Genomic DNA, 23420 nt, shown 5'->3' with positions numbered 1-23420 from the left:
AGCAATATAGATACCCGTATTATCTTGTTTCTGGTTGCATCAGTCTATAAGCCCCAAGAAGTATGTTGCTCTATATATGTGGCTTTCCCCACAATCAAGCGATAATTAGCATTTAAGATAGTTTAAGATTGATTTCTCCTAATAATCGCTGTAGATCGAATTTTATCAAATTCTCTATTTATATATGTCATTATATTTTTCAAGGCAGTAGTAATTATTGTTACTTTGGATTTATTCTCTATTCAGTAATAATACATAAACATTAAATAATGTTTACTGAATTTTTTCGACAAAAATGCCGTTTTTCTTCAAGAATTACTTTGATTTAACAAACGCAATGACAGCTGCGATCGCACAGTTAATACAATGCCAATCCGGTTGACAGCCTCACAAGTTCCTCCGCACTACACCGTTTGGCAACGCAGAGAAAATACACTTTATCGGTCGGAATATGTGGTTTTATATCAAAAAAGTTCTGCTAAAATTGGCTGAACGATAAATACTTTGATAGCAGCTATATGAGCTTTCCGGTACGACAAGCAGCGCAGCACCCCGCAGACGCAATGTTTTACTACTTTGCGTACGGTTCTTGTATGTGTCCGGTAGATCTTAAGCGATCGCTCGGTGAAAAAACGCACATTTACGTAATCGGACCCGCCCAGCTAAAAGGATATCGTCTGGGATTTTATTCGTATTCGGCGCTGCGTCATTCGGGAGTTTTAGACATCATTAAAGACAAAAGTGGTGTTGTAGAGGGCGTATTGTATCAATTACCCTGGCGCTTAAGCGCTCATTTAGACGAACGTGAAGGCGTGCTACAAAATTGGTATCGTCAAGAAATTATTAGCGTTTCCAGCAGCGATCGCCTATATCAAAACGTTCGTACTTACGTAGTTGTCGATAAACTAACCGAAGAACTCGCTCCAAACGACTGGTACTTTAACGTTGTGCTGCGTGGTGCAGTGACGTGTGGACTCACCGAGCAATACTGCTGGAATTTATTCAATCATATGCATCAACTACAACAGCGCTACACTCATAATCAGATATTGCGCTCCGCTTGACCAATTAAGATGTCACAAAGTAAAAGTCAAGGATCAGCACAATGAATCGTTGTCAGCATTTCCTGACCTCTGATCCCCGACCTTTGACCCCTCTCTATCTTCATGCAAGCCCAACGAGCTTTTCACTCAAATCCCACATCCGCTCAGCTTTTGTATCATCACTCGCCTGGGGAGAAACCTTTTGCACAAATGGCTTACCATCTTTCTTCTGGCGATTACCCCAACTCCAATAAACACCCGACTGTTTGTATTCAGGATCGATGACTACCGCTGCGACGCGCTCACCAGCCAATTCTTGCGATACATACCCTCCGGTGATGTACTTTTGAAACAAAGGGAAAAGTTTCTGAAACAGCGGATAGTGATTGCGAAAGAGCGGAGTATCAGCAACACAACCTGGATAAAGCGAAGTGAAAGTAATTTCAGTTGCATCGTGATAACGTCGATGTAACTCTCGCATCGTCAAGACATTACACACTTTGCTATCTTTGTAAGCTTTTACAGGTTCAAATTTCTTACCATCAACCATTGAGATTGGGGCTTTGAAGCCTTCAGCAAAACCATCTAAGTTTCCTAAGTCAGGGCGCGGGGGAATCTTACCGCCCAGTTCATCAGGATTATGCGTCACAGTTCCCAAAATGACGACTCGCTTATCCGTAGCCGGTGAATTCTTGAGATCTTCAAGCATAAGGTTGCACAGCAGAAAATGACCAAGATGGTTCGTCGTCATCGTCAATTCATAACCTTCTGGGCTGCGCTGTGGCTCTTTTAACAAAGGCATATAAATCGCAGCATTGCACACCAAAGCATCTAACGATTTGCCGCTTGCTCTAAAGTCGTTTACAAACTTCCGAACGCTATCGAGCGAACCAAGGTCGATATGCATAACAGTGTAGCTGTCTTGTGGTATTCCTACACTTTCAGCAGCGTCTTTTGCCTTCTCCAAATTCCGACACGCCATCACTACGTGCCATCCTCTTCGAGCAAACGCTTTTGCCGCGTATAAACCAACTCCTGACGATGCTCCTGTAATGACAACTGTTGACTTGTGATGTTGTTCCATGCTATGTTCCAACTCCGTTAACTGCTTCTAAGCTTTTCTTAGGATCTCACACCACTGATCCAACTTATGTGTAGAAATGAAACTATAGTAAGAATGTGAAAACAAACGTAACTCAAGGGTGGTAATTGGTCATTGGTTATTGATGGTTAATTGCGATTGGCAATTTGCTATTAAATTTTTTGGGCTAATTGTCCCATTACCTATTACCCATTACCCAAAAACTACTAACTACTAACTTCTAATTTTTCGATTATTTGTTCTTGTTGAGTTGCTTCAGGGTGAGTGCTTACCCGATGTTGAACAGTCAATACCGAGCAAGGTGCATGATGTAAAACATAGTTGCTCACACTACCCAAAAGTAGCTCACTTAAGCCGGAAAGACCTCTACGCCCGATGACAATCAAGTTAGCTTGCCAATCACGCGCTGTATTGCATATCGTGCGACCAGGACTACCCGCACATTGATTAAATTCTGTGGTGATGCCTGCAACGGTTGCTTGGTCTGTATACGATCGCAGTAAATCTAAGCCATGTCTTTCCATTTCTTGCCACTGCTGTTGATAAAGTTCCAACGTGCGATCGCTTACGCCAGGATAATATCCCATTGTGGGAAATATGGGGACACTTGCACTTCCTTCTGCTTCCCCTGATAGAACGTGCAACAGCATTAATCGCGCATTACTGACTTTTGCCAGACACAGCGCTTCTTCAAATACATCTTTACCAATTGCAGAGGTATCCATTGCAACGAGAATTCGGTCGAACATATAGACTGCCTCCAACTATGCATCGTTACTCGTAGTTACCTGCTTGCGACACGTCTTACCAGAAAGCAGGATCGCAATAACCGTGCGGTATACTTCTAATTTATGTATATAAACAAAGAATTTGAGGAAATTGTGGGGAAACTTAAAAAACGGTAACTCCACTAACTGGGCTGACAAAGCATAAGTAGGACGCGTGATGCGTAAAACGCGATCGCGTACCAGCCCAGCATAATTCTCATCTTGTTGCTCACTCCTAAGTCGCAAATATTTAAGCTTTTTGAGAATTTAATCCAGAAAGCTCATTTTTGAGAAGTTATAACGATGATTGCACGCTAATACATCGTTTTCTTATCCCGCGATAACACTTATATCTAGCTTTCTTGCTTAGATAATTTCAGTATTGATACGGTTACTGAGTTAATTATAGCAATGTCATGATCGACTCAACTTAACGAGGAGTGGTGTTTGTTGCAATCAAAACAGAGTAGGAACTGTGGTTTGCTTCACGCTCTGAATTGCGAGTGAAAATAAACGCATATTTTGACATAGTTACATGATTAATATTATTGAATAATTTAAATGAGAAACGATATTTAAATGCTTGGAATTTTAGTAAGCCATTCCAGTTAAGTATTCAATTTATGACAACTGGTAGTACACAAAAATGTAGCGAGAATTCAATATTATGCTTGCTGAAACAATCAATAATACCGATTTTGTCAGTAAACTGGCAATATTAAAGCAAGAAAGATTTAGTGGAAAATTAATACTCAAAGACATTCAAGGTCAAGAGTGGAATATTTACCTATTTCTAGGGCGGATTTTATATGCTACAGGTGGTAATCATCCTGTCAAGCGTTGGCGAAGAAATCTACTGACCTACTGCCCCCAACTTGATGTGAATGCTCTCAAGTTTCCAGAGAATACTGACAATAGTAGTGGTGAGATCTCTTGGGAATATCTTTTGTTGTATTCGGCAGTCGAACAGCAACAAACAACGCGCGATCAAGCAGCAAAAATTATTGCTTCAATTGTGGCAGAAGTGTTATTTGACATCACTCAAGCAACAAATATTACAGGTGAAGTGAAGCCAGATAATCTCTCGGTTCCGCAACTCGTATTGCTCGAACCAGGACAAGCGATCGCCGAAGCCCAAAACGCGTGGCAAAACTGGCAAAAAGCAAAACTCGCAGATCGTTCGCCCAACCGCGCCCCGATCATTCGCGAACCCGAACAGTTACAACAGCAAGTCTCACCAGCAGTCTTTCAAAATTTGACAAAATTATTAGACGGACAGCGATCGCTACGCGATATTGCAGCGGGAATGAAGCGCGATGTGATGGAAGTTACTTCTTCACTTCTACCTTATATTCAATCAGGGTTAATTGAATTTGTTGACATTCCTGATGCCGCACCCCCAATTTCCCCACCTGCAACCGTCGTATCACAACCAACTATCGCTTCCTCAAAAGCTTTAATCGCTTGCGTCGATGATAGTCCGCTAGTCTGTCAAAGTTTAGAAAAGATTTTAACAACCGCAGGCTATCAATTTGTCTCGATTCAAGACTCGTTACGCGCGATCGCGACATTACTGACTCGCAAACCAGAATTAATCTTTTTAGATTTAGTTATGCCGAATACAAATGGCTATGAAATTTGCAGTCAATTACGCAAAGTTTCTGTATTTCGCGATACGCCAATTATTATTCTCACTGGTAACGATGGCATCATTGATCGCGTTCGAGCCAAACTTGTTGGTGCCACAGATTTCTTAAGTAAACCAGTGGATGCCCAAACGTTACTAGAAGTAACACAAATGCACCTCAACAAAACTCCACAGGCGTAATTTTGTTGCTTTGACGATTTACCTGACAACACCCTCGTGTCAGGCGGCTTAGCGCTGCATTTAGCACAACGATAAACACAACTAGTTATTATTTCTGAGGTTAAACGATGAGTACAGTTTTAGTTGTTGATGACTCGATTACTGAGATCGAAATTATCAGTAGCTGTCTGCGTCGTAGCGGCTTAAATGTCATCACAGCTTGTGATGGTGGCGATGCAATGAACAAACTCAGCAGCCAAAAACCAGATGCGATTATTTTAGATGTCGTACTACCTGATAAAAGTGGTTTTGAACTTTGCCGCGATCTCAAAGCCGAAGCAAGCACCAGTAAAATTCCTGTCGTGATCTGCTCAACCAAAGGCAGTGATATGGATAAATTCTGGGGTAAAAAGCAAGGTGCAGACGCGTATCTATCCAAACCTGTCGATCAAGAAGAACTCGTACGTACTGTTAAACAACTAATTCAAGGTTAAGGCAATCACGATCGCCTCGCCAGGAGATAAGCCATGATATCGGAGTTTTTGACGAGAGGCACGACACCTAGCATTGCAACTGAACAAACCACAGGTGTCACTCAACAGTTTTTGCGAGTACACCTCGTTCCTGATACAACAGCTATGCTGGCAGTGAATCAGATCACCGAAGTGCTAACGATCCCGATCGCTCAAGTTGTACCGATTCCCCATATGCCAGGTTGGGTGTTAGGTGTTTATAACTGGCGGGGTGAAATTTTGTGGATTGTCGATTTAGGACATTTGTTAGGGCTGACTCCATTGTCACAACAAACAACCTATTATTCGACTTATACCGCTGTCGTTATTCGTAATGCCCAGTCAGAGAAATTTACCCCAGGAAATCAAAATACCGGTGAAAAGATGCTGGGGTTGTTGGTTAATCGTGTAGAAGATCTCGAATCCTGTAACCCAGATATTATTCAATCTCCTCCACAATCAGCAGTTAAACCTGAATTAGTTCCTTTTCTGCGTGGTTATTGGCTCAAACCAACAGGTGAAATCACAGTGGTGCTTGACGGTAACTCAATTATTGCGGGAATGGCTCAAAACTAAATTTTTCATACATGGTCTTTTTACTAAATTTAGCTCAATTTGTGCATAATTTTTGTTTTCGCTAATTGTTATTTGCCAACAGCAATGCGCAATTAGCCATTCGCGTGCTTGCCGTATATGCAAGTGACTAAAACATACATCACATCAAGCCTTTGTTTCCAGGTTTTGATGTCAATAACTATATTTTTTATTAGTTTTTACCTATGGTTCCCTCTTCTGAACCCCATACAAATACCTCTACAACTGATGCTCCGAATTCCTCTGAGCAAGGTACAGTGGTAATTCATAACCAGTTACCGCAAACCGAATGGGTTACGCCTCAACAAGATACAGATGCGATCGCGGAATTACCACCGCCAGTAGAACCGCAAGTTCCCAAGCCGCGTAAGTCAAAGGGAATAAGCTTGCGGTACAAAGCAACCGCACTGGCGATCGCACTGGGTACTTTACCTGTCTTAGCAATTGGGGCGACTGCATATCAGTTTGCGCACCAAGCATTTGTCAAACAGGTGATTCAAGGGCAAGTCGAAAAAACCTCTCTCGTCGCGAGTAAAGCCAATGGCTTTATGTTTGAGCGCTATGGAGATTTACAAACGCTATCAAGTTCAGCAATTTTTACCGATCCGCAATTGCGATCGCAATCAACGCTGCAACAAAAGCAAGAAATTCTCGATACGTATGTCAAAAATTACAAAGTATACGACAGTATCGCTGTCTTTGATCTTGATGGTAATGTCTTATTTCAATCGCAAGGTGCTGCGCTACCAAATCAGGGCAATCAACTCTATTTTCAGTTAGTTAAGAAAAACGCAAAATCCTATATTGATCTTCCCACAAAATCGCCAACATCCGAAGAACTCGTTATTCATTCTGCGGCACCAATTCGCGATCGCACCACAGGCGAAATGATCGCGATTTTGCGTACGCGGATGCCTGTCAAGCAACTTGCCAACTTTCTTTTAACCGAAGGTGTTGAAGATGAATATCATATCCTCGATGCGGCAGGGGAAGTATTTATTGCAACTGGCGACGAGTATCATCTCGGCAGAGAATTTTTTGAACACTTTCCAGGATTAACCAAACCGCTCATTACTAGAAAATCTGGCTCTCAAATTGTCACTGATCTAGAAGATAACGAGGAAGAAATCGCCGCCTATACTCCAACACAATCGCTTGAAGGGCTACCCGATTTGTATTGGCAAGTTGTTCTCCTCAAAGATACCTCTGTGGCGTTTGAGCCCTTGGAACGTTTAGAAGCAACACTCATATTAGGAACCGGACTTACCGCGCTTCTGGTGGGTTTACTGGCTGCGTATCTTGCCAACCGTGCAACTAAACCAATTTTAACCGCAGCCGATACCGTAGAACGCCTTGGGGAAGGAGAACTTAACAGCCGGATTCCCGTTAAAGGCAATGACGAACTTGCCACGCTTGGCAGTAACATCAACTCAATGGCAGCCCGATTACAACAATTGCTACACACGCAAGCCGCCGAAGCCGAACGCGTAAGACAAGTAAAAGATATTACAGTTAATTTGGTCCAGTATACGCAGGCGCAAGATATTTTTGAGACTGCTGTTACCGAAGCTCGTCAGGCTCTCAAGGTAGATAGAGTAGTTGTTTATACTTTTGATGAGCGATGGCAAGGTACAGTGGTTGCGGAATCAGTCGTCGCCGGATTTCCGCAAGCCTTGGGTGCAGATATTGATGACCCGTGCTTTGCAGATAAATATGTCGAAGGGTATCAACAAGGTCGGGTACAAGCCACAGATAATATCTACACAGCAGGTCTTACTGAGTGTCATATCAACCAGCTTGAGCAGTTTGCGGTCAAAGCAAATTTGGTCGCCCCAGTGCTGCAAGGCGGGCAGCTTTTGGGCTTATTAATTGCGCATCAGTGTTCTGCACCGCGATCGTGGCAGCAATCTGAAATTGATTTATTCTCCCAAGTTGCATCGCAAGTCGGCTTTGCTTTAGACCGTGCTAAGTTGCTAGAACAGCAAAAAACCGCTAAAGAACAGCTACAACAACGGGCGCTAGAGTTACTGCAAGAAGTTGACCCCGTTAGTCGCGGCGATCTCACAATCCGCGCTAAAGTCACTGCGGATGAAATTGGCACAGTTGCTGACTCTTACAACGCTACTATCAATAGCTTACGGCAGATCGTTGCTACAGTACAAAACGCAGCGGCGCAAGTTGCTAATACAACGTCAAGTAATGAAGTCGCTGTCGCTGAGTTATCTACGGAAGCATTGCGGCAAGCTGAAGAAATTGCGCTGGCACTCGAAAAAATCCGCCAGATGTCACTATCTATTCAAGCTGTTGCGGAAAGTGCTGCACAAGCTGAAGTTGCGGTACAACAAGCGAATGAAACCGTACTCGCAGGCGATCGCGCGATGAACCGCACGGTTGATGGTATTGAGGCGATTCGCGAAACTGTGGCAGAAACATCCGCTAAAGTACGACAACTCGGTGAATCTTCACAAAAAATTTCTAAGGTAGTCAGTTTAATTAGTTCCTTTGCTGAACAAACAAGCTTGCTATCACTTAATGCAGCGATTGAGGCGGCACGCGCTGGAGAAGAAGGGCGTGGATTTGCTGTCGTTGCCGATGAAGTTGGTTCGCTAGCACGACAATCGGCTGAAGCTACAGCAGAGATTGAAAAGCTTGTCGCAGAAATTCAAACAGAAACCAATGCTGTCGTCGCTGCGATGGAAGCTGGAAGCGAACGCGTTGTTACTGGAACTCGTTTGGTTGACGAAACACGTCAAAATCTCAACAAAATTACAGCTGTCAGCGCTCAAATTAGTTCTTTGGTACAAGCCATTAGCGAAGCATCAGCCATGCAATCGCAAGCTTCTGATGAAGTGACAAAAACAATGTCAGATGTGGCAGCGATCGCCGATCGCACTTCTAATGAAGCAACGCAAGTATCTGCTGCCTTTAAGCAACTACTAGCAGTCGCCGACGAAATGCAAACGAGTGTTGGTCAATTCAAAGTTAATTAGGGAATCAGGGCAAGTGGCTAATTATTTTCTCGATCCTCCCCCAATTCCTGCACTCTAATTTCTATATTTATTTATAACTATGTTAGATCATCGCCTTGAAGAATCTGTAGATAATAGTAGAACTAGTGAAATTTCGGCGTCTAGCAGCTTAGACTCTGAAGCACTAGCAGTAGACTTAAGAACATCAAAACCAACTTCTCCCCAACCATTGCAGCCCAAGTCTAAAAACGCCTTTTCGTGGCTGCGTCGTGGTTGGGATAACCTCACTTTTAGAACTAAGCTGACGCTACTTTTAGTTGGTAGTGCGGCAATACCTGTACTTGTGGTGACGCAAGGTTTAATTACCCTGAATCGCGATCGCGCCATAGAAGATTTGAAACAAACTTTGCAGCAACAAGGGCGAACTTTTGCCAATGAGTATGTTCTTTGGACACAAGTCGATACAGAAACGCAAGCGGAAAATTTAGCTAACATCTTACAAGCAACGGGAATTGACCTCAATAATTCGGCGCAAGTAGCAGCGCGACGTGAATTTATAGAAGATTACTTAGTCATTAACGAGAATAAAGAAAATCCTGAGTTAACTAAAAATTTTAAAATTATTACCGATGCGCAAGGTAGAACAGTTGCACAAAATATTTTTGTCATTGATGATAACTTTACCAATCCACCACTTCTACCAACATCAAATCAACAAATAAATTCACCAAAATATCGCAAGCTATCTTTACCTACAGGGATTTCTCTTACTGATATTCCGATTGTCCAAAATGCTCTGAAAACAGGACAACCTCTCGCTGGTATAGAACTAGTTAAAAGTCAATCTCTGCAAAAGCTAGGCTTAGATAAACAAGCAAATATTGGTTTGCGGCAACAACCTAATCGAAACTTGCCTGAAGAAAAAACTCCATTTCCTGAGGGAACGTATGAAATTGATGGTGGAAAGGCAGGTTTGCTAACAATGGCAGTTCACCCCATCAAAGCAAATAATAGAGTCGTTGGCGCGGTTGTTATTGGTACTTTACTTAATCGTAACTATGGTTTAGTCGATAAGTTTTCGCAAAATTATAATGTACCTACAGCAACTGTATTTGCTAAAGATTGGAGGGTCGTCACCAACGTTCCTTACACAGATAATAAAACACGAGCGATTGGTACGCGAGTTGCGCGTGGAGTAGCAGAAAAAGTCCTTAATCAAGGTGAAGAATTTATTGGTGAAACTAGTATTGTTGGTAGACAGTATCTCGCATTTTATACGCCGCTTTACGATCATCAGCAAGTTCTTAATCCTGAACAAGCAAAGCCTGTAGGAATTGCTTATGTTGGCGAATCTTTCTTAGAAGCGGAAAACCAGTTGGCAAACCAACAACTGATTGCCTACAGCATGGGAGGTGGTATACTTTTCATCGTTGGTTTGATTTCGATTCCGATCGCGAATTCGTTTGCGCGTCCGATGCGGAAGTTATCAGGGTTTGCGCAGCAGGTTGCTTCAGGGGAAGCGGGATTTGATTTAGATGTAGATAGCGATCGCCAAGATGAACTCGGCGTTCTTTCGCGCGAAATGAATATCATGGCGCAGAACATCGCCGCCAACTTAGAAGCCCGTCGTCAAGAAGCTGAACGCGCCAAGATTTTAAAAGATATTACTGTTAGCCTCAGCCAAGCGCTTGGCACGCAAAATACATTAGATACCGCAGCACAAGAAATTCGTTTAGCACTTAAAGCCGACCGCGTTGTTGTGTATAGCTTTGATGAAAAATGGCAAGGTACGGTCACTTCAGAAGCGATTATCAATGGTTTTCCGCAAGCTTTGGGGGCTAAAATTGCCGATCCTTGCTTTGCCGATCGCTACGTTGATAAGTATCGTCGAGGGCGCGTGCAAGCGACTGAAAATATCTATGCAGCAGGCTTAACCGAATGTCATATCAAGCAACTCGAACAATTTGCAGTGAAGGCAAACTTGGTTGCGCCAATCATCACCAATGGGAAGTTAATTGGTTTACTCATTGCGCACCAATGCTCTGCACCGCGTGCTTGGCAACAAGTTGAAATTGATTTATTTTCGCAGTTAGCAACTCAAGTTGGATTTGCATTAGACCGCGTTAACCTTCTCGAACAGCAGAAAGCCGCAAAAGAACAGCTACAACGCCGCGCCTTAGAACTTTTGATGGAAGTTGATCCGCTCACGCAAGGGGATCTGACGATTCGGGCGAGTGTCACTGAGGATGAAATCGGAACGATCGCTGACTCATACAACGCAACGATCTCCAGCCTCCGCCAAATCGTTACGCAGGTACAAGAAGCAGCCCAGCAAGTTGCGATAACGACGACGACGAAAGAAAGTTCGGTTGCTGAACTCTCACAAGAAGCGTCGCGCCAAGCCGCAGAAATTACGAGTGCTTTAGCGCGAATTCAACAAATGGCAAACTCAATTCGCGCCGTTGCAGCGAGTGCGGAACAAGCAGAAGCGGCGGTACAACAAGCAAGCCAAACCGTAGCTGAAGGCGACACCGCGATGAACCGCACCGTTGATGGAATTTTGGCGATTCGCGAAACTGTTGCACAAACATCTAAAAAAGTCAAGCGATTGGGTGAATCTTCGCAAAAGATTTCTAAAGTCGTCAACCTGATTAGTACGTTCGCAGACCAAACAAACTTACTCGCACTCAACGCCGCAATTGAAGCTGCAAACGCTGGCGAACAAGGACGTGGATTTGCTGTTGTCGCTGAACGTGTCCGCGCCCTCGCCCGCCAATCGACCGAAGCAACCGCAGAAATTGAAAAGCTGGTGACAGGCATTCAAACGGAAACGAACGAAGTCGTCGCAGCAATGGAAGCTGGTACAGAACAAGTCGTCGCCGGTACGCGGCTTGTCGATGAAACGCGTCAAAGCCTTAACAAAATTTCTGATGTTAGCAACCAAATTAATGAACTCGTCAAAGCGATCGCGACAGTTACAGTCGAGCAAAGCCAAGCCTCCGCAGAAGTGACACAAACCATGTCGGATGTTGCCGCGATCGCTCATAAAACTCTGACTGAAGCAACGCAAGTCGCGGAATCTTTCAAAGAACTCTTAGCCGTTGCACAAAAACTCCAAGCTAACGCTAGTCAATTCAAAGTGAATTAAAGAGGCTTCGATCCAATGACTCAGATTTCTCCCAAGCTTACCGCTCACGATCAAGCGCAAAACGCCATACATTTGCCTCCTGCACACAATAGCAACAAATCAACATCGCCACCACCAAAACCACATTCGCGTCGCATCAGTTTGCGGGCTAAAGCAACTGCCTTGGCGATCGCGCTGAGTACGCTACCTGTGATCGCGGTAGGTGCAACGGCTTATTACTTTGCTAATCGTTCAATTACCCAGCAAATTATTCGTCAGCAGCAGTCTACGACAATCGACCTTGAAGACAGATTAGAGCTATTCGTTCAGAGTAGATTTTTAGATGTTCAAGCTATGTCTAATCTCGATGTCTTCGCCAATCCACAGACACGTTCGATTACGACTCGCCAGGCAAAAGATACAACTCTCAATAACTTAGTTACAGCATACAACGGAATTTACGACAGCATTGCAGTCTTTGATCTCAATGGCGATGTTGTAGCGCAATCAAAAGGTAAACCAATTAACAATCATCGTCAGTCAGTGTATTTTCAGGAAGCACTGAAAACGGGTCGCGCTTATCTGAGTGAACCAAAAATTGCTGACAAATCATCTAGTGTAGTTCGTACTTTCACAATAGCCGCTCCAATTAAGGATAGTGTAACAGGAAACAATATTGGTGTCATTCGCGCCAGAATGCCACTTGCTGCTAATCAATTACTAGACGTTGATAACCGACGCCAAGAGCAATTTTATGTAGTGAACTCGGCTGGTCAAATTTTCTTAACATCAAACGAAGAAACTATAGGCAAATCTTTTGAGCTACAATTTCCCAAGCTATTTAATCAAGTACAAGCAGGTAATATTCTAGATATTTCATCAACTATTGAGGCTCAATCAACAGCTAATAAATTAGTTTCTTATGCGACTGCTGAAGACTTACAAGAATTATATAATTTGAACTGGGGAGTAATTGTTAGTACACCCAGCGACATTGTATTTTTACCTCAACGTCAATTATTATTAACTTTCTTACTAGGAACAAGTTTAACAACATTGCTCGTAGGTTTGCTTGCTGCTTATCTCACCAACCGTGCAGTGAAACCAATTTTAAAAGCTAATGAAGCTGTTACTCAAATTAAACAAGGCAAGCTCGATACTCGTGTTGTCGTCTCTGGAGAAGATGAACTGGCAATGCTAGGTAATAACATCAACAGCATGGCAGCAAGACTGCAACAATTACTCAACAACCAAACAGCAGAAGCCGAACGTACTCGTATTGTTAAAGATATCACTCTGCTCTTAGGGCAATTTTCACAAGTACAAGACATTTTTAATACTACTGTTAAAGAAATCCGTGCAGAACTCCAAGCCGATCGCGTAGTTATCTATACTTTCAACGACAAGTGGCAAGGAACTGTTGTTGCTGAATCGGTTGCTGAAGGTTTTCCGCAAGCTTTAGGTGCAGATATCGACGATCCCTGTTTTGCCCAAAAGTACGTTGAACGCTATCGTCAAGGTCGAGTACAAGCGACTGCAAATATTCATACAGCAGGGCTTGGCGATTGCTATCTCCAACAACTCGAACAGTTTGCGGTTAAAGCTAACCTAGTTGCTCCGATTGTTCAGGGCGGTCAACTTTTGGGTTTATTAATTGCGCACCAATGTTCTGCACCACGGAATTGGCAACAAGGTGAAATTGATTTATTCTCTCAATTAGCGACACAAGTCGGCTTTGCACTCGACCGCGCTAAGCTTTTGGAAAAGCAAATCCAAGAGAAAGAAAAACTGCAAAAACGCGCACTTGAATTGTTAATGGAAGTCGATCCGCTGAACAAAGGAGATTTGACGGTTCGTGCAAATGTTACTGAAGACGAAATCGGGACAATCGCCGACTCGTACAACGCGACGATTTCCAGCCTGCGACAAATTGTGAATAATGTGAAAGCTGCGGCGGAGCAGGTTACAGCAACAACTAACAATAGCGGAAGTTCAGTACAAGTTTTATCACAAGAAGCTGTAAGACAAGCCGAAGAAATTAGCACCGCACTAAACCAGTTACAAGCGATGGATGACTCAATTCGGGCAGTGACAAAAAGTGCGAAACAAGCCGAAGTGGCAGTACACAAAGCAACTGAGACTGTAGCTGCGGGTGATGCGGCGATGAACCGTACGGTGGATGGTATCGAGGCAATTCGCGCTACCGTGACAGCAACGGCGGAGAAAGTTAGGCAACTTGGAGAATCTTCTCAGAAAATTTCCAAAGTCGTCAACTTGATCGGCAGATTTGCCGCACAAACGAACTTATTAGCGCTCAAAGCTTCGATCGAAGCCGCACGCGCGGGAGAAGAAGGGCGTGGATTTGCAGTACTTGCGGATGAAGTACGCATCTTAGCAAGTCAATCTGCCCAAGCTACAGGAGAAATTGAAAAGCTTGTCTTGGATATTCAAGCAGAAACGAATGCTGTCGTCGCTGCGATGGAAGCGGGAACCGAACAAGTCGCCACCGGTACAATGCTGGTAGACGAAACGCGCCAACATCTCACCCAAATTACGGCGATTAGTGAAGAAATTGGCAACTTAGTGCAAGCGATTAGCGAAGCATCGCTTGTGCAATCGCACGCTGCGCACGCGGTAACACGAACAATGAACGATGTCGCCGCGATCGCTAATCATACTTCAGATGAGGCTACTCAAGTATCAACTGCCTTTCAGCAATTACTAACAGTGGCCGATCAACTGCAAACAAGCGTTGGGCAATTTAAAGTCAAGTAGCAGCTAGCGGCTAGTGATTAGAGTTTATCCTGGTTTCCTTTCCCTAATCTCTGACCCCTGATCTCTAACCTCTGCTCTATTTTTATTTCTTTATATTTAGATCTTTATAAATATGGCAATCGATTCTGATATCCGCGACCAAGCTTATCAGTTTTTTATTCAAGAAGCGCCTGAACTACTACAGGCAATTGAAACAGATTTATTGACCTTAAGAGAAGACCGTAACACTGCAAAAATTCATAACATGATGCGTGCCGCACACTCAATTAAGGGTGGTGCTGCGAGTGTGGGGCTAGACATCATTAAAACTTTGGCGCATAGCCTCGAAGATATTTTTAAAGGGCTGCATAATCCCGAATTAGAAATTGATGCTGAAGTCGAAAACTTGTTACTTCAAGCTTACGACTGTCTGCGGCTACCACTTATTGAGCAACTCAATAGTGGGCAATTTGATGCAGAGCAAGCTATGGCAAATGCTGAACCAGTATTTGCGCAAATTGAAGCACAAATTGGAGAATATCTCAAAGGCTCGACAGAAATTCCAAGCTCAGTCGAATTAGGTGTTGATATTGCCGCCTCAATTTTTGAAGTAGACGTAGCACAAGGCATCGAGCGTTTAGCGCAAGTTTTAGCTCAATCACAAGATCGAGAAATTATTGAAGGAGAAATACGGGCGCAGGCAGAAGTTTTTGCAGGTATCGCCGAACTTCTTAATCTACCTGGATTTGGTGCGATTGCATCAACAACCCTCGCTGCACTCGATGCGCATCCTCACGCAGCCATCCAAATCGCCCAAACGGCATTAACTGATTTTCAAACAGCACGTTTAGCAGTTCTCGCAGGCGATCGCGCGCAAGGTGGAACTCCGTCAGATGCTTTAACCCAACTTCTTAAGCAATCTACGACGGATACTGTAGAACCAGTACAACCATCACTCTTTGAACCCAGCAATGATCTTCCTGCCGCAGGCTTGATGCTTGATGATTTGTTTGGTGGAACGACTGTAGAACCCGCAATTGCATCGCCCACAAATGAACAAAAATCTACACAACAAGCTGCACCCGAATTAGTGGCTCCAGCGGCAAGTTTGGATGATGTTTTTGGTAGCTTTGGAGAAGCAGCAACTAATATTTTTGATACCAATTCAGCCGCAACGGTAGAGCAATCAACTGCTAAACCAGCAGATATTACCGAGATATTTGCAAATCCAGCACCTGATGTATCAGTTCCGGTAGCAACACCAGCAGAACCGCAAAAAGCTAACGCTGCTAAGACAACGAAACTATCTGCATCGCCAAAACCCGAACTCAGCACAAATCCTGGAACGACAACTCAGCTTTCGGTACGAGTTGACTTAGACCGACTCGAACGCATGAACAACTTAGTCGGTGAGTTAGCGATTAATCGTAACAGTCTTTCGCTGCAAAACGAACAACTACAAGCAACGATTCAAGAACTCTTACGCCGCTTTACTAAGTTCCAAACAATGGCACGGCAGTTACGCGATCTGTCAGATTTAATGGTAGTTGCACCTGAGCATAATGCTAGGGGTCGCACTGCAAGTCATGGCGTTACGTTACCTGCAAAAGAACGCTCAGAGAACCTAGTTACCGCTTCTAGCGCTACTACACTACTTCCCTCGTTGGCATCTTTTGATTCATTAGAGATGGACAGTTACGGCGAGGTTTACTCGTTGTTGCAAGCTACGTTAGAAGACATGGTGCAACTCGAAGAAACTGTAGGTGACGTTGTGCTTCTCGCGGGACAATCGAGCGAAACAATTGAAGGACAGCGCCAAATGCTCGCACACTTGCGCGATGAGTTAATGTGGGCAAGAATGTTGCCTCTGGGTGAGGTACTCAACCGCTTTCCTCGGATGTTACGCGACTTGTCGCGATCGTATGATAAGCCTGTTGATTTAAAACTAAGTGGAACTGGAGTTTTAGTTGATAAGGCAGTATTAGAGAAGCTTTACGATCCTTTGTTGCACTTGGTACGTAACGCGTTTGATCATGGAATTGAACCTTCAGATATCCGTTTAGAGCAAGGTAAATCGACTCAAGGCAAAATTGAAATTCGTGCTTACCACCAGGGTAATCAAACGATTATTGAAGTTCGGGACGATGGTCGAGGCTTAAATTTAGAGCGGATTCGTGCTAAGGCTTTAGAAATGGGCTTGTTGTCTCCAGAACAAGTCAATACAGCATCATCTGCACGCTTGTTAGATTTGATTTTTGAGCCTGGGTTTTCTACCGCCAAGCAAGTTAGTGAGTTATCAGGTAGGGGGGTCGGACTTGATGTTGTCCGCGCACAACTGCGATCGCTTAAAGGTAACGTCACAGTAACTTCTGAACCTGGAAAGGGTAGCGTATTTAGTTTGCGGATTCCGCTGACACTGACAATTGCAAAGTTACTTGTTTGTTTTGTGGGTACGAATGCTTATGCTTTGCCTTCAGACAGTATCGCAGAGATTTTAATTCCTGAAGCTAACCAAGTCAAAAACTCAAGCGGGTATCGCTTTTTGCACTGGCAAGACCGTATTATTCCGATCTATCGTCTAGCTGAAGTGATTAGATATAGCTGTCCGCTACCTGAAACGGTGCCTAACCTTAACTTAGAAGCCGTTCCCACGCCAGAAGATTGGGCATCTCCAATGTTGTTGTTGGAGCAAGAAAATAATCTTATTGCTGTCGAAGTTGACCGTCTAGTGACTGAGCAAGAATTGGTTATTAAACCTTTTGGTAAGGCGATCGCACCGCCAAATTACATCTACGGCTGTACAATTTTAGGTAATGGCAGTCTCATTCCAGTAATTGATGGTGCAGAAATACTAGCATCTTTTACTGGAACTAAAACAGAGTTTTCTATAACTATGTCCTCTGATTCAGGGTCTGATTTACCTGTCGTTGCTGCTAGTGATAGTCCTCCAATGGCGTCTGTTAAAAAAGATACAACTACGACAGTTTTAGTTGTTGATGATTCAATTACCCTACGCCAGACATTGGCACTTACACTTCAGAAGGTGGGCTATCGCGTTTTGCAAGCACGCGATGGACGTGAAGCAATTGAACAATTGCAACAATCGGCGGTTCAACTTGTAGTATGTGATGTGGAAATGCCGAATATGAATGGTTTTGAGTTTCTTAGCCATCGTCGTCAAGATCCTCAACTTGTCCAAATTCCTGTCGTCATGTTAACGTCGCGCAGCAGTGATAAACATCGACAATTAGCAAAGCATTTAGGCGCAAATAATTACTTTACCAAACCTTATATTGAGCAAGAATTTGTGACAGCAATTAAAGAAGTTATTCAACAAAATATAGCAACAATAGTATCGACTGTTTAGCTAATTGAAGTAGGTATCCTTAAATATTATATGTATTGATATTAGGTAATGGGAACTTAATTCATATTTTTACCAATTACCAGTTACCAATGACCAATCTTTCACCTACTTAATTATCAGAGTTTTTCTAAAGGTTAAAATAAGTAATTTGAAATGAAGAACGCATTCATCAATTCAAGACTTTATAGCTTAAAGCATTCGCACAGCCAAAGTACTGTTAAGTCACAAAAAATAGTTGTGTTTAGCATGGGTAATATTCACTTAGCACTACCCAGCGACGCTGTATATAAAGTAACCAACCAAATGCCAGTGTATGGCACAGGGTTTAATGGTGTGGGGCTAGCGCATCTTGGCGATCGCCAAATTACAATTGTTGAGCTACATCGGCGCTTCTTTACCGCTAAAGGCAAATACTTAATCATTGCTGAGAGCAAAGCAGGAGAACTTTATGGTATCCCTGTTGCATCGGTACCAACGTTGATGGATGTTCCGTTATCGAGAATTCAAGTTTTGCCAGACTCGTATCGTCATGCCGATTTACTGGCGATCGCAACTCATGTTTGTCACATTCCTCAAGCAGACACACTTTTGACAGTATTTTTACTTGATGTCGATCAATTACTGCCATCTTCCTAGATTAAGTCTAATTACATAGAAAGGAATATAAAAATGAAAGCTCCACTACCTAGTAACGAAGAAGCTAGGCTGAAAGCCTTATACGAGTATAAAATTCTTGATACCGATCCCGAACAAGCATTTGATGACTTGACTCGCTTAGCTTCGCAAATTTGTGAAACTCCGATTGCCGTAGTCAGTCTCGTCGATTCTGACCGACAATGGTTCAAATCAAAAGTAGGTTTAGATGCCTCAGAAACCTCTCGTGAGGTTGCATTTTGCGCACATACAATCCTCCAATCTGACTTGTTTGTTGTTTCAGATGCTCATGAAGATATGCGCTTCTCGAATAATCCTTTGGTAACATCAGGTCCCCAGATTCGATTTTACGCTGGCGCACCGCTCATGACTTCAGAAGACGTTGCGGTTGGTAGTTTGTGTGCGATCGACTATAAACCTCGCAATTTAACACCAGAACAACAAGAAGCGCTCGAAATTTTAGGTCGCCAGGTAGTGACACAACTAAATCTACGCCGCAACGTAGCCATGTTAGAAGAAGCGCTGCGCCAGCGCGAAGAAACGGAAAAAGCCCTAAGAGCGAGTGAAGAACAATATCGTAGTTTGCTGGATCTTTCTTCGGAAACGATCGCTGTTCACATTGAGGGAAAACTTGAATATATTAATGCTGCGGGAGCTAGATTACTCGGTGCAGTTACTCCCGAAAAACTGATTGGCAAACGGTTTTTAGATTTTGTTCACCCTGATTCGACAGCTTCTGTCGAAGCGCGACAAAATCAAGTGCAAGAAAACCAAGCAGTCGTTATTAACCAAGAAAAATTAATTCGGCTTGATGGTCAAGTTGTTGATGTGGAAATGACAGAAGTACCGATTATTCATTTAGGCAAACCCGCAACGCAGGTAATGATTAGAGATATTACTGTACTCAAGCAGATGAAAGATGCAATGTTGCGTGCGACAGTGGCTGAACTTGTCAAACAAGAACTGGAAAAAGAAATTACTGAGCGCAGACAGCTAGAAGAAAGCTTGAAAGAGTAATTGAAATTTCTCGGTAAGTGGTGAATATAAATGTAACTAAAAGGTTGGTCATTGGTAACTGGCGATTAAATAGCAATTAGCTATTAGCGGATGTTTGATTGCTAAGTGCTAATCGCCAAGTGCTAAAAGCTTTTCTATTACCAATTGCCTCACCCCTCTACCTCTGCTATCTATACTTAATTAACCTCAAAATCAAACGATATTACGGTCTTCTGCACTCGGCAAAGGTTGCAAATGTTCATGATAATTAAGATACAGCAACCCAAAACAAGTTATGAGTGCAACCATAATTACTGACAATCCATTACTAATCGGTAAAGGTTTGCCGCCATTTGAGCAAATCAAGCCTGATCATGTTGTGCCAGCAATGACACAGCTACTAGGCGAGTTGGAAACCGAACTTGCGACATTAGAAGCGAATGTCAGTCCCACTTGGAGTGGTTTAGTTGAGCCACTAGACCGCATTACAGAGCGTTTGCGCTGGAGTTGGGGTATTGTTGGGCATTTAATGGGTGTCAAAAATAGTCCTGAACTGCGCGAAGCCTACGAAACGGTACAGCCGAAAGTTGTCGAGTTTTACAACAAGCTCAATCAAAGTAAACCACTGTATGAGGCGTTTAAAGCTTTACGGCAAAGCGATCGCTGGGATAGCTTAGACACGGCACAACAGCGAATTGTGGAAGCCGCGATTCGAGATGCTGAACTTTCTGGCGTGGGATTAGAAGGAGAACAGCGATCGCGCTTTAACGAAATTCAACTTGAACTTGCTGAACTTTCAACCAAGTTTTCTAATCACGTTTTAGACGCGACGAAGGCTTTTAGCTTGACACTTACAGAACAAGACGAAGTTGATGGCTTACCTCCGAGTCTCAAAAGTTTAGCGGCACAAGCCGCGCGGGCTGCTGGTGAAGAAAATGCCACCCCCGAAGCAGGTCCTTGGCGGATTACTTTGGACTTTCCTAGTTTTGGTCCTTTTATGCAGCACAGTACTCGCCGCGATTTACGCGAGAAACTGTACAAAGCTTTCATTAGTCGCGCATCATCAGGCGATTTAGATAATTCACCGCTGATTGAACGGATTTTGCAACTACGTCAGGAAGAAGCTAAATTACTCGGCTTTAATAGTTATGCAGAGTTAAGCTTAGCGAGTAAGATGGCTCCAAGTATTGAGGCAGTAGAAAACCTCTTAGAAGAATTACGGAGTGCAAGCTATGACGCGGCGCTGCAAGAATTTGAAGAATTAAAAGCGTTTGCTGCGGCTAAAGGTGCTGATAGTGAGTTGAAACACTGGGATATTAGCTATTGGGCAGAACGCCAACGCGAGGAAAAGTTTAACTTTACGGCGGAAGAATTACGTCCTTATTTCCCCTTACCACAAGTTTTAGACGGGCTATTTGGCTTAGTTGAGCGAGTTTTTGGCGTCACGGTGACTGCTGCGGATGGTCAAGCACCGGTATGGCATCCTGATGTGCGATATTTCCAGATTGCGGATGAAACGGGAGCGATCGCCTATTTTTATCTCGATCCCTACAGTCGTCCCGCAGAAAAGCGTGGTGGGGCTTGGATGGACGATTGCATCAGTCGTGCCAAGATCGCGGAAGCAGGAACAACTTCAACGCGCAAACCTGTAGCTTATCTTGTCTGCAACCAAACTCCTCCTGTCGATGGCAAACCAAGCTTAATGACTTTCAGCGAAGTGGAAACTTTATTCCACGAATTTGGTCATGGCTTGCAGCATATGTTAACGAAAGTCGATTATGCTGGGGCAGCAGGAATCAATAACGTTGAGTGGGATGCGGTCGAATTGCCGAGCCAGTTTATGGAAAACTGGTGCTATCACCGCGAGACTTTGCTAGGAATGGCGAAGCATTACGAAACTGGTGAAACTCTACCTGAACATTATTATCAAAAGCTAGTCGCTGCACGTAACTACATGAGTGGTAGCGCGATGTTACGGCAATTGCACTTTAGCTTAGTCGATCTAGAATTACATCATCGCTATCAACCAGGCGGTAGTAAAACTGCTAACGATGTGCGTAACCAAATCGCGAAAAATACAACAATATTGCCACCGCTACCAGAAGATGCGTTTTTGTGTTCGTTTGGTCATATCTTTGCTGGTGGATATGCCGCAGGCTATTACAGCTATAAGTGGGCAGAGGTTCTCAGCGCGGATGCTTTCGCAGCTTTTGAGGAATCGGGGTTAGAACCTGAGAAAATCGCTTCTACAGGTAAGCGCTTCCGCGATACAGTACTCGCGTTAGGTGGTAGCAAACACCCGATGGAAGTCTTTCAATCTTTCCGAGGACGCGAACCAAGTACCGAACCTTTACTAAGACACAGCGGCTTAACTAAAGCTGCTTAGCGTTTAACTATAATCGTTGCAACCAAGCGGTACACTCAAGTGTTACCGCTTTTTTTTAGTTGCGAACGATATCACAATAAGTGTTAAGTAGTCGATAGGCAAAAAAGTTATGTCTAACCCGCAGCAGCAATCTGATCTTACTGTCGAAGCAGCGCAGGCACTTTTGAAAGACTTTAACTGTATTGCTGGTAAGTCGGTCACTTCTGAAGTCGAAAAAGTGCTGATTCGTCAGGCTGTATTGGTTGTCAGTCGTTTTTCTGATTACCAAATTTTGGGAATTTGTGCTGATACAGCAACCCAAGGTATTGCAGCCTTGGCAAATTACGCAAAAGCCTTGGGTTATCAGCCTAATCTTAATTTAACTTCGGTTGATGGCGCTGTTTACATTAAATTTAATCCAGTTACCAGTTTGTGTTATCTTAATCCTTATTCTGGAGAGCATCGAGGTGTTCTTGTGTCGTGTCACTCTCCAGAATCAGGAATCATCAACGAAATGTACGGGCATCTCCCGCTAGATTTATTTGACTAGGTTTCTAGAGGTCTCGTCTCAATCAACTATACAATTAGCTCTACGCCTATTTTTCAGTACCTATCACCGTGTTACCTGCGAATATAGTTAGGTTATTGTACTAGCAGTAGGAGTTGAATAGACTTCCTGCTAGTGCATAGTTATTTACCGCGTTAGTAGATCTTATTGTTTTTCTGAAAGGATGATGAAACGTTTCTATCGACTTGCAGTAGTTGCTTTCGTGTTCTTACTTATTGTCATGTTTCCTATGGATGCACGCGCAGCTAGTTCCTCTTCTATTTCGCGTGGTGCGGCTACTGGAGAAGTTATCGGTAAAGATTACTCAGGGCAAAACTTGCAAACAGCTGAGTTTGCTAATGCAGATTTAGAAGCAGCTAATTTTAGTAATGCCGACTTGCGCGGTGTGGTATTTAATGGTGCAAAGTTGATCAAAGCAAATTTGCATGGAGCCGATTTTACAAATGGGATTGCTTATATCGTTGACTTTACTGGCGCTAACTTAAGTGATGCCGTGATGGAAGAGGCAATGATGCTGCGTTCCATATTTAATGATGTTGACATTACTGGTGCTGATTTTACTAATGCGGTTCTTGATAGAACCGTGGTGAAAAAACTTTGCGCGCAAGCAAGCGGGGTCAATTCAAAAACAGGTGTAGCGACGCGCGATTCGTTGGGTTGCTAAGAGTAAGGTGCGATCGCTTTCGGCTTGAGTTGGGGTGCGATCGCATCTGCTACATAGTTTTTTTCTTTCTAATATTGATATAAATAAACCAGAATAAATCAACTAAATCTATAACCTTATTAATTTAAATT

General features: G+C 43.4%; 17 protein-coding genes. 14 read left to right on the top strand and 3 right to left on the bottom strand.

Annotated elements, in window-relative coordinates:
* The first annotated feature begins 366 nt into the window (after nucleotides 1-366).
* Nucleotides 367-492 carry a hypothetical protein gene (locus GLO7428_RS29415; RefSeq protein ID WP_255348369.1) on the top strand — a complete coding sequence of 42 codons (126 nt, stop codon included), beginning with the start codon at nucleotides 367-369 and terminating at the stop codon, nucleotides 490-492.
* 26 nt (nucleotides 493-518) lie between these two features.
* The gene (locus GLO7428_RS07125) at nucleotides 519-1064 is read left to right on the top strand and encodes a gamma-glutamylcyclotransferase (protein WP_015187890.1); all 546 of its coding nucleotides are present in this window, start codon (nucleotides 519-521) and stop codon (nucleotides 1062-1064) included.
* A gap of 100 nt (nucleotides 1065-1164) precedes the next feature.
* Here GLO7428_RS07125 and GLO7428_RS07120 read toward each other — a convergent pair whose 3' ends face one another.
* From GLO7428_RS07120 to GLO7428_RS27690, 3 genes are all read right to left on the bottom strand, one after another.
* On the bottom strand, nucleotides 1165-2127 hold the full coding sequence (locus tag GLO7428_RS07120) for a protochlorophyllide reductase (RefSeq protein ID WP_015187889.1): 963 nt from the start codon (nucleotides 2125-2127) through the stop codon (nucleotides 1165-1167).
* A 224-nt stretch (nucleotides 2128-2351) separates the two neighbouring features.
* Nucleotides 2352-2894: a universal stress protein gene (locus GLO7428_RS07115; protein WP_015187888.1), complete on the bottom strand. Its 543-nt coding sequence runs from the start codon at nucleotides 2892-2894 to the stop codon at nucleotides 2352-2354.
* A 15-nt stretch (nucleotides 2895-2909) separates the two neighbouring features.
* On the bottom strand, nucleotides 2910-3158 hold the full coding sequence (locus GLO7428_RS27690) for a hypothetical protein (RefSeq protein ID WP_155823604.1): 249 nt from the start codon (nucleotides 3156-3158) through the stop codon (nucleotides 2910-2912).
* Nucleotides 3159-3579: 421 nt separating this feature from the next.
* On the opposite strand from GLO7428_RS27690, the gene GLO7428_RS07110 reads away from it, so the two are divergent.
* From GLO7428_RS07110 to GLO7428_RS07055, 12 genes are all read left to right on the top strand, one after another.
* The gene (locus GLO7428_RS07110; protein ID WP_015187887.1) at nucleotides 3580-4740 is read left to right on the top strand and encodes a response regulator; all 1161 of its coding nucleotides are present in this window, start codon (nucleotides 3580-3582) and stop codon (nucleotides 4738-4740) included.
* Nucleotides 4741-4847: 107 nt separating this feature from the next.
* Nucleotides 4848-5213, top strand: a complete 366-nt coding sequence (locus tag GLO7428_RS07105) for a response regulator transcription factor (protein ID WP_015187886.1) — start codon at nucleotides 4848-4850, stop codon at nucleotides 5211-5213.
* 33 nt (nucleotides 5214-5246) lie between these two features.
* The gene (locus GLO7428_RS07100) at nucleotides 5247-5807 is read left to right on the top strand and encodes a chemotaxis protein CheW (RefSeq protein ID WP_015187885.1); all 561 of its coding nucleotides are present in this window, start codon (nucleotides 5247-5249) and stop codon (nucleotides 5805-5807) included.
* A gap of 203 nt (nucleotides 5808-6010) precedes the next feature.
* Nucleotides 6011-8815, top strand: coding sequence for a methyl-accepting chemotaxis protein (locus GLO7428_RS07095; protein ID WP_015187884.1), 2805 nt, complete (start codon nucleotides 6011-6013; stop codon nucleotides 8813-8815).
* A gap of 79 nt (nucleotides 8816-8894) precedes the next feature.
* Complete coding sequence (locus GLO7428_RS25935) at nucleotides 8895-11942, top strand: methyl-accepting chemotaxis protein (RefSeq protein ID WP_015187883.1); 3048 nt, start codon at nucleotides 8895-8897, stop codon at nucleotides 11940-11942.
* Between the two features lie 15 nt (nucleotides 11943-11957).
* Nucleotides 11958-14696, top strand: a complete 2739-nt coding sequence (locus tag GLO7428_RS07085; protein ID WP_015187882.1) for a methyl-accepting chemotaxis protein — start codon at nucleotides 11958-11960, stop codon at nucleotides 14694-14696.
* Nucleotides 14697-14808: 112 nt separating this feature from the next.
* A complete protein-coding gene (locus GLO7428_RS07080; protein WP_015187881.1) occupies nucleotides 14809-18042 on the top strand; it encodes a hybrid sensor histidine kinase/response regulator in 3234 nt (1077 codons plus the stop codon).
* Nucleotides 18043-18195: 153 nt separating this feature from the next.
* Complete coding sequence (locus GLO7428_RS07075; protein WP_015187880.1) at nucleotides 18196-18678, top strand: chemotaxis protein CheW; 483 nt, start codon at nucleotides 18196-18198, stop codon at nucleotides 18676-18678.
* A 33-nt stretch (nucleotides 18679-18711) separates the two neighbouring features.
* A complete protein-coding gene (locus GLO7428_RS07070) occupies nucleotides 18712-19713 on the top strand; it encodes a PAS domain S-box protein (protein WP_015187879.1) in 1002 nt (333 codons plus the stop codon).
* A 274-nt stretch (nucleotides 19714-19987) separates the two neighbouring features.
* Nucleotides 19988-22078: a M3 family metallopeptidase gene (locus GLO7428_RS07065; RefSeq protein ID WP_015187878.1), complete on the top strand. Its 2091-nt coding sequence runs from the start codon at nucleotides 19988-19990 to the stop codon at nucleotides 22076-22078.
* A 109-nt stretch (nucleotides 22079-22187) separates the two neighbouring features.
* Nucleotides 22188-22607 (top strand): DUF1824 family protein, encoded by a 420-nt coding sequence (locus GLO7428_RS07060; protein ID WP_015187877.1) that lies wholly within the window; start codon nucleotides 22188-22190, stop codon nucleotides 22605-22607.
* Between the two features lie 184 nt (nucleotides 22608-22791).
* Nucleotides 22792-23289 (top strand): pentapeptide repeat-containing protein, encoded by a 498-nt coding sequence (locus tag GLO7428_RS07055; RefSeq protein ID WP_015187876.1) that lies wholly within the window; start codon nucleotides 22792-22794, stop codon nucleotides 23287-23289.
* Nucleotides 23290-23420 lie beyond the last annotated feature (131 nt).

The sequence above is a fragment of the Gloeocapsa sp. PCC 7428 genome, from assembly GCF_000317555.1.
Lineage (GTDB): Bacteria > Cyanobacteriota > Cyanobacteriia > Cyanobacteriales > Chroococcidiopsidaceae > Chroogloeocystis.
Note: the sequence above shows the minus strand (reverse complement) of the source record. Positions and strands in the feature narration are given on the sequence as shown.

Excerpts from the sequence above, each read along its gene's own strand:
- GLO7428_RS07080 (WP_015187881.1), top strand. The coding sequence starts at position 14,809 with ATGGCAATCGATTCTGATATCCGCGACCAAGCTTATCAGTTTTTTATT.
- GLO7428_RS07125 (WP_015187890.1), top strand. The coding sequence starts at position 519 with ATGAGCTTTCCGGTACGACAAGCAGCGCAGCACCCCGCAGACGCAATG.
- GLO7428_RS07070 (WP_015187879.1), top strand. The coding sequence starts at position 18,712 with ATGAAAGCTCCACTACCTAGTAACGAAGAAGCTAGGCTGAAAGCCTTA.
- GLO7428_RS07065 (WP_015187878.1), top strand. The coding sequence starts at position 19,988 with ATGAGTGCAACCATAATTACTGACAATCCATTACTAATCGGTAAAGGT.
- GLO7428_RS07105 (WP_015187886.1), top strand. The coding sequence starts at position 4,848 with ATGAGTACAGTTTTAGTTGTTGATGACTCGATTACTGAGATCGAAATT.
- GLO7428_RS07115 (WP_015187888.1), bottom strand. The coding sequence starts at position 2,894 with ATGTTCGACCGAATTCTCGTTGCAATGGATACCTCTGCAATTGGTAAA.
- GLO7428_RS07095 (WP_015187884.1), top strand. The coding sequence starts at position 6,011 with ATGGTTCCCTCTTCTGAACCCCATACAAATACCTCTACAACTGATGCT.
- GLO7428_RS07075 (WP_015187880.1), top strand. The coding sequence starts at position 18,196 with ATGAAGAACGCATTCATCAATTCAAGACTTTATAGCTTAAAGCATTCG.
- GLO7428_RS07085 (WP_015187882.1), top strand. The coding sequence starts at position 11,958 with ATGACTCAGATTTCTCCCAAGCTTACCGCTCACGATCAAGCGCAAAAC.
- GLO7428_RS07120 (WP_015187889.1), bottom strand. The coding sequence starts at position 2,127 with ATGGAACAACATCACAAGTCAACAGTTGTCATTACAGGAGCATCGTCA.
- GLO7428_RS07055 (WP_015187876.1), top strand. The coding sequence starts at position 22,792 with ATGAAACGTTTCTATCGACTTGCAGTAGTTGCTTTCGTGTTCTTACTT.
- GLO7428_RS07100 (WP_015187885.1), top strand. The coding sequence starts at position 5,247 with ATGATATCGGAGTTTTTGACGAGAGGCACGACACCTAGCATTGCAACT.
- GLO7428_RS07110 (WP_015187887.1), top strand. The coding sequence starts at position 3,580 with ATGCTTGCTGAAACAATCAATAATACCGATTTTGTCAGTAAACTGGCA.
- GLO7428_RS25935 (WP_015187883.1), top strand. The coding sequence starts at position 8,895 with ATGTTAGATCATCGCCTTGAAGAATCTGTAGATAATAGTAGAACTAGT.
- GLO7428_RS07060 (WP_015187877.1), top strand. The coding sequence starts at position 22,188 with ATGTCTAACCCGCAGCAGCAATCTGATCTTACTGTCGAAGCAGCGCAG.
- GLO7428_RS29415 (WP_255348369.1), top strand. The coding sequence starts at position 367 with ATGCCAATCCGGTTGACAGCCTCACAAGTTCCTCCGCACTACACCGTT.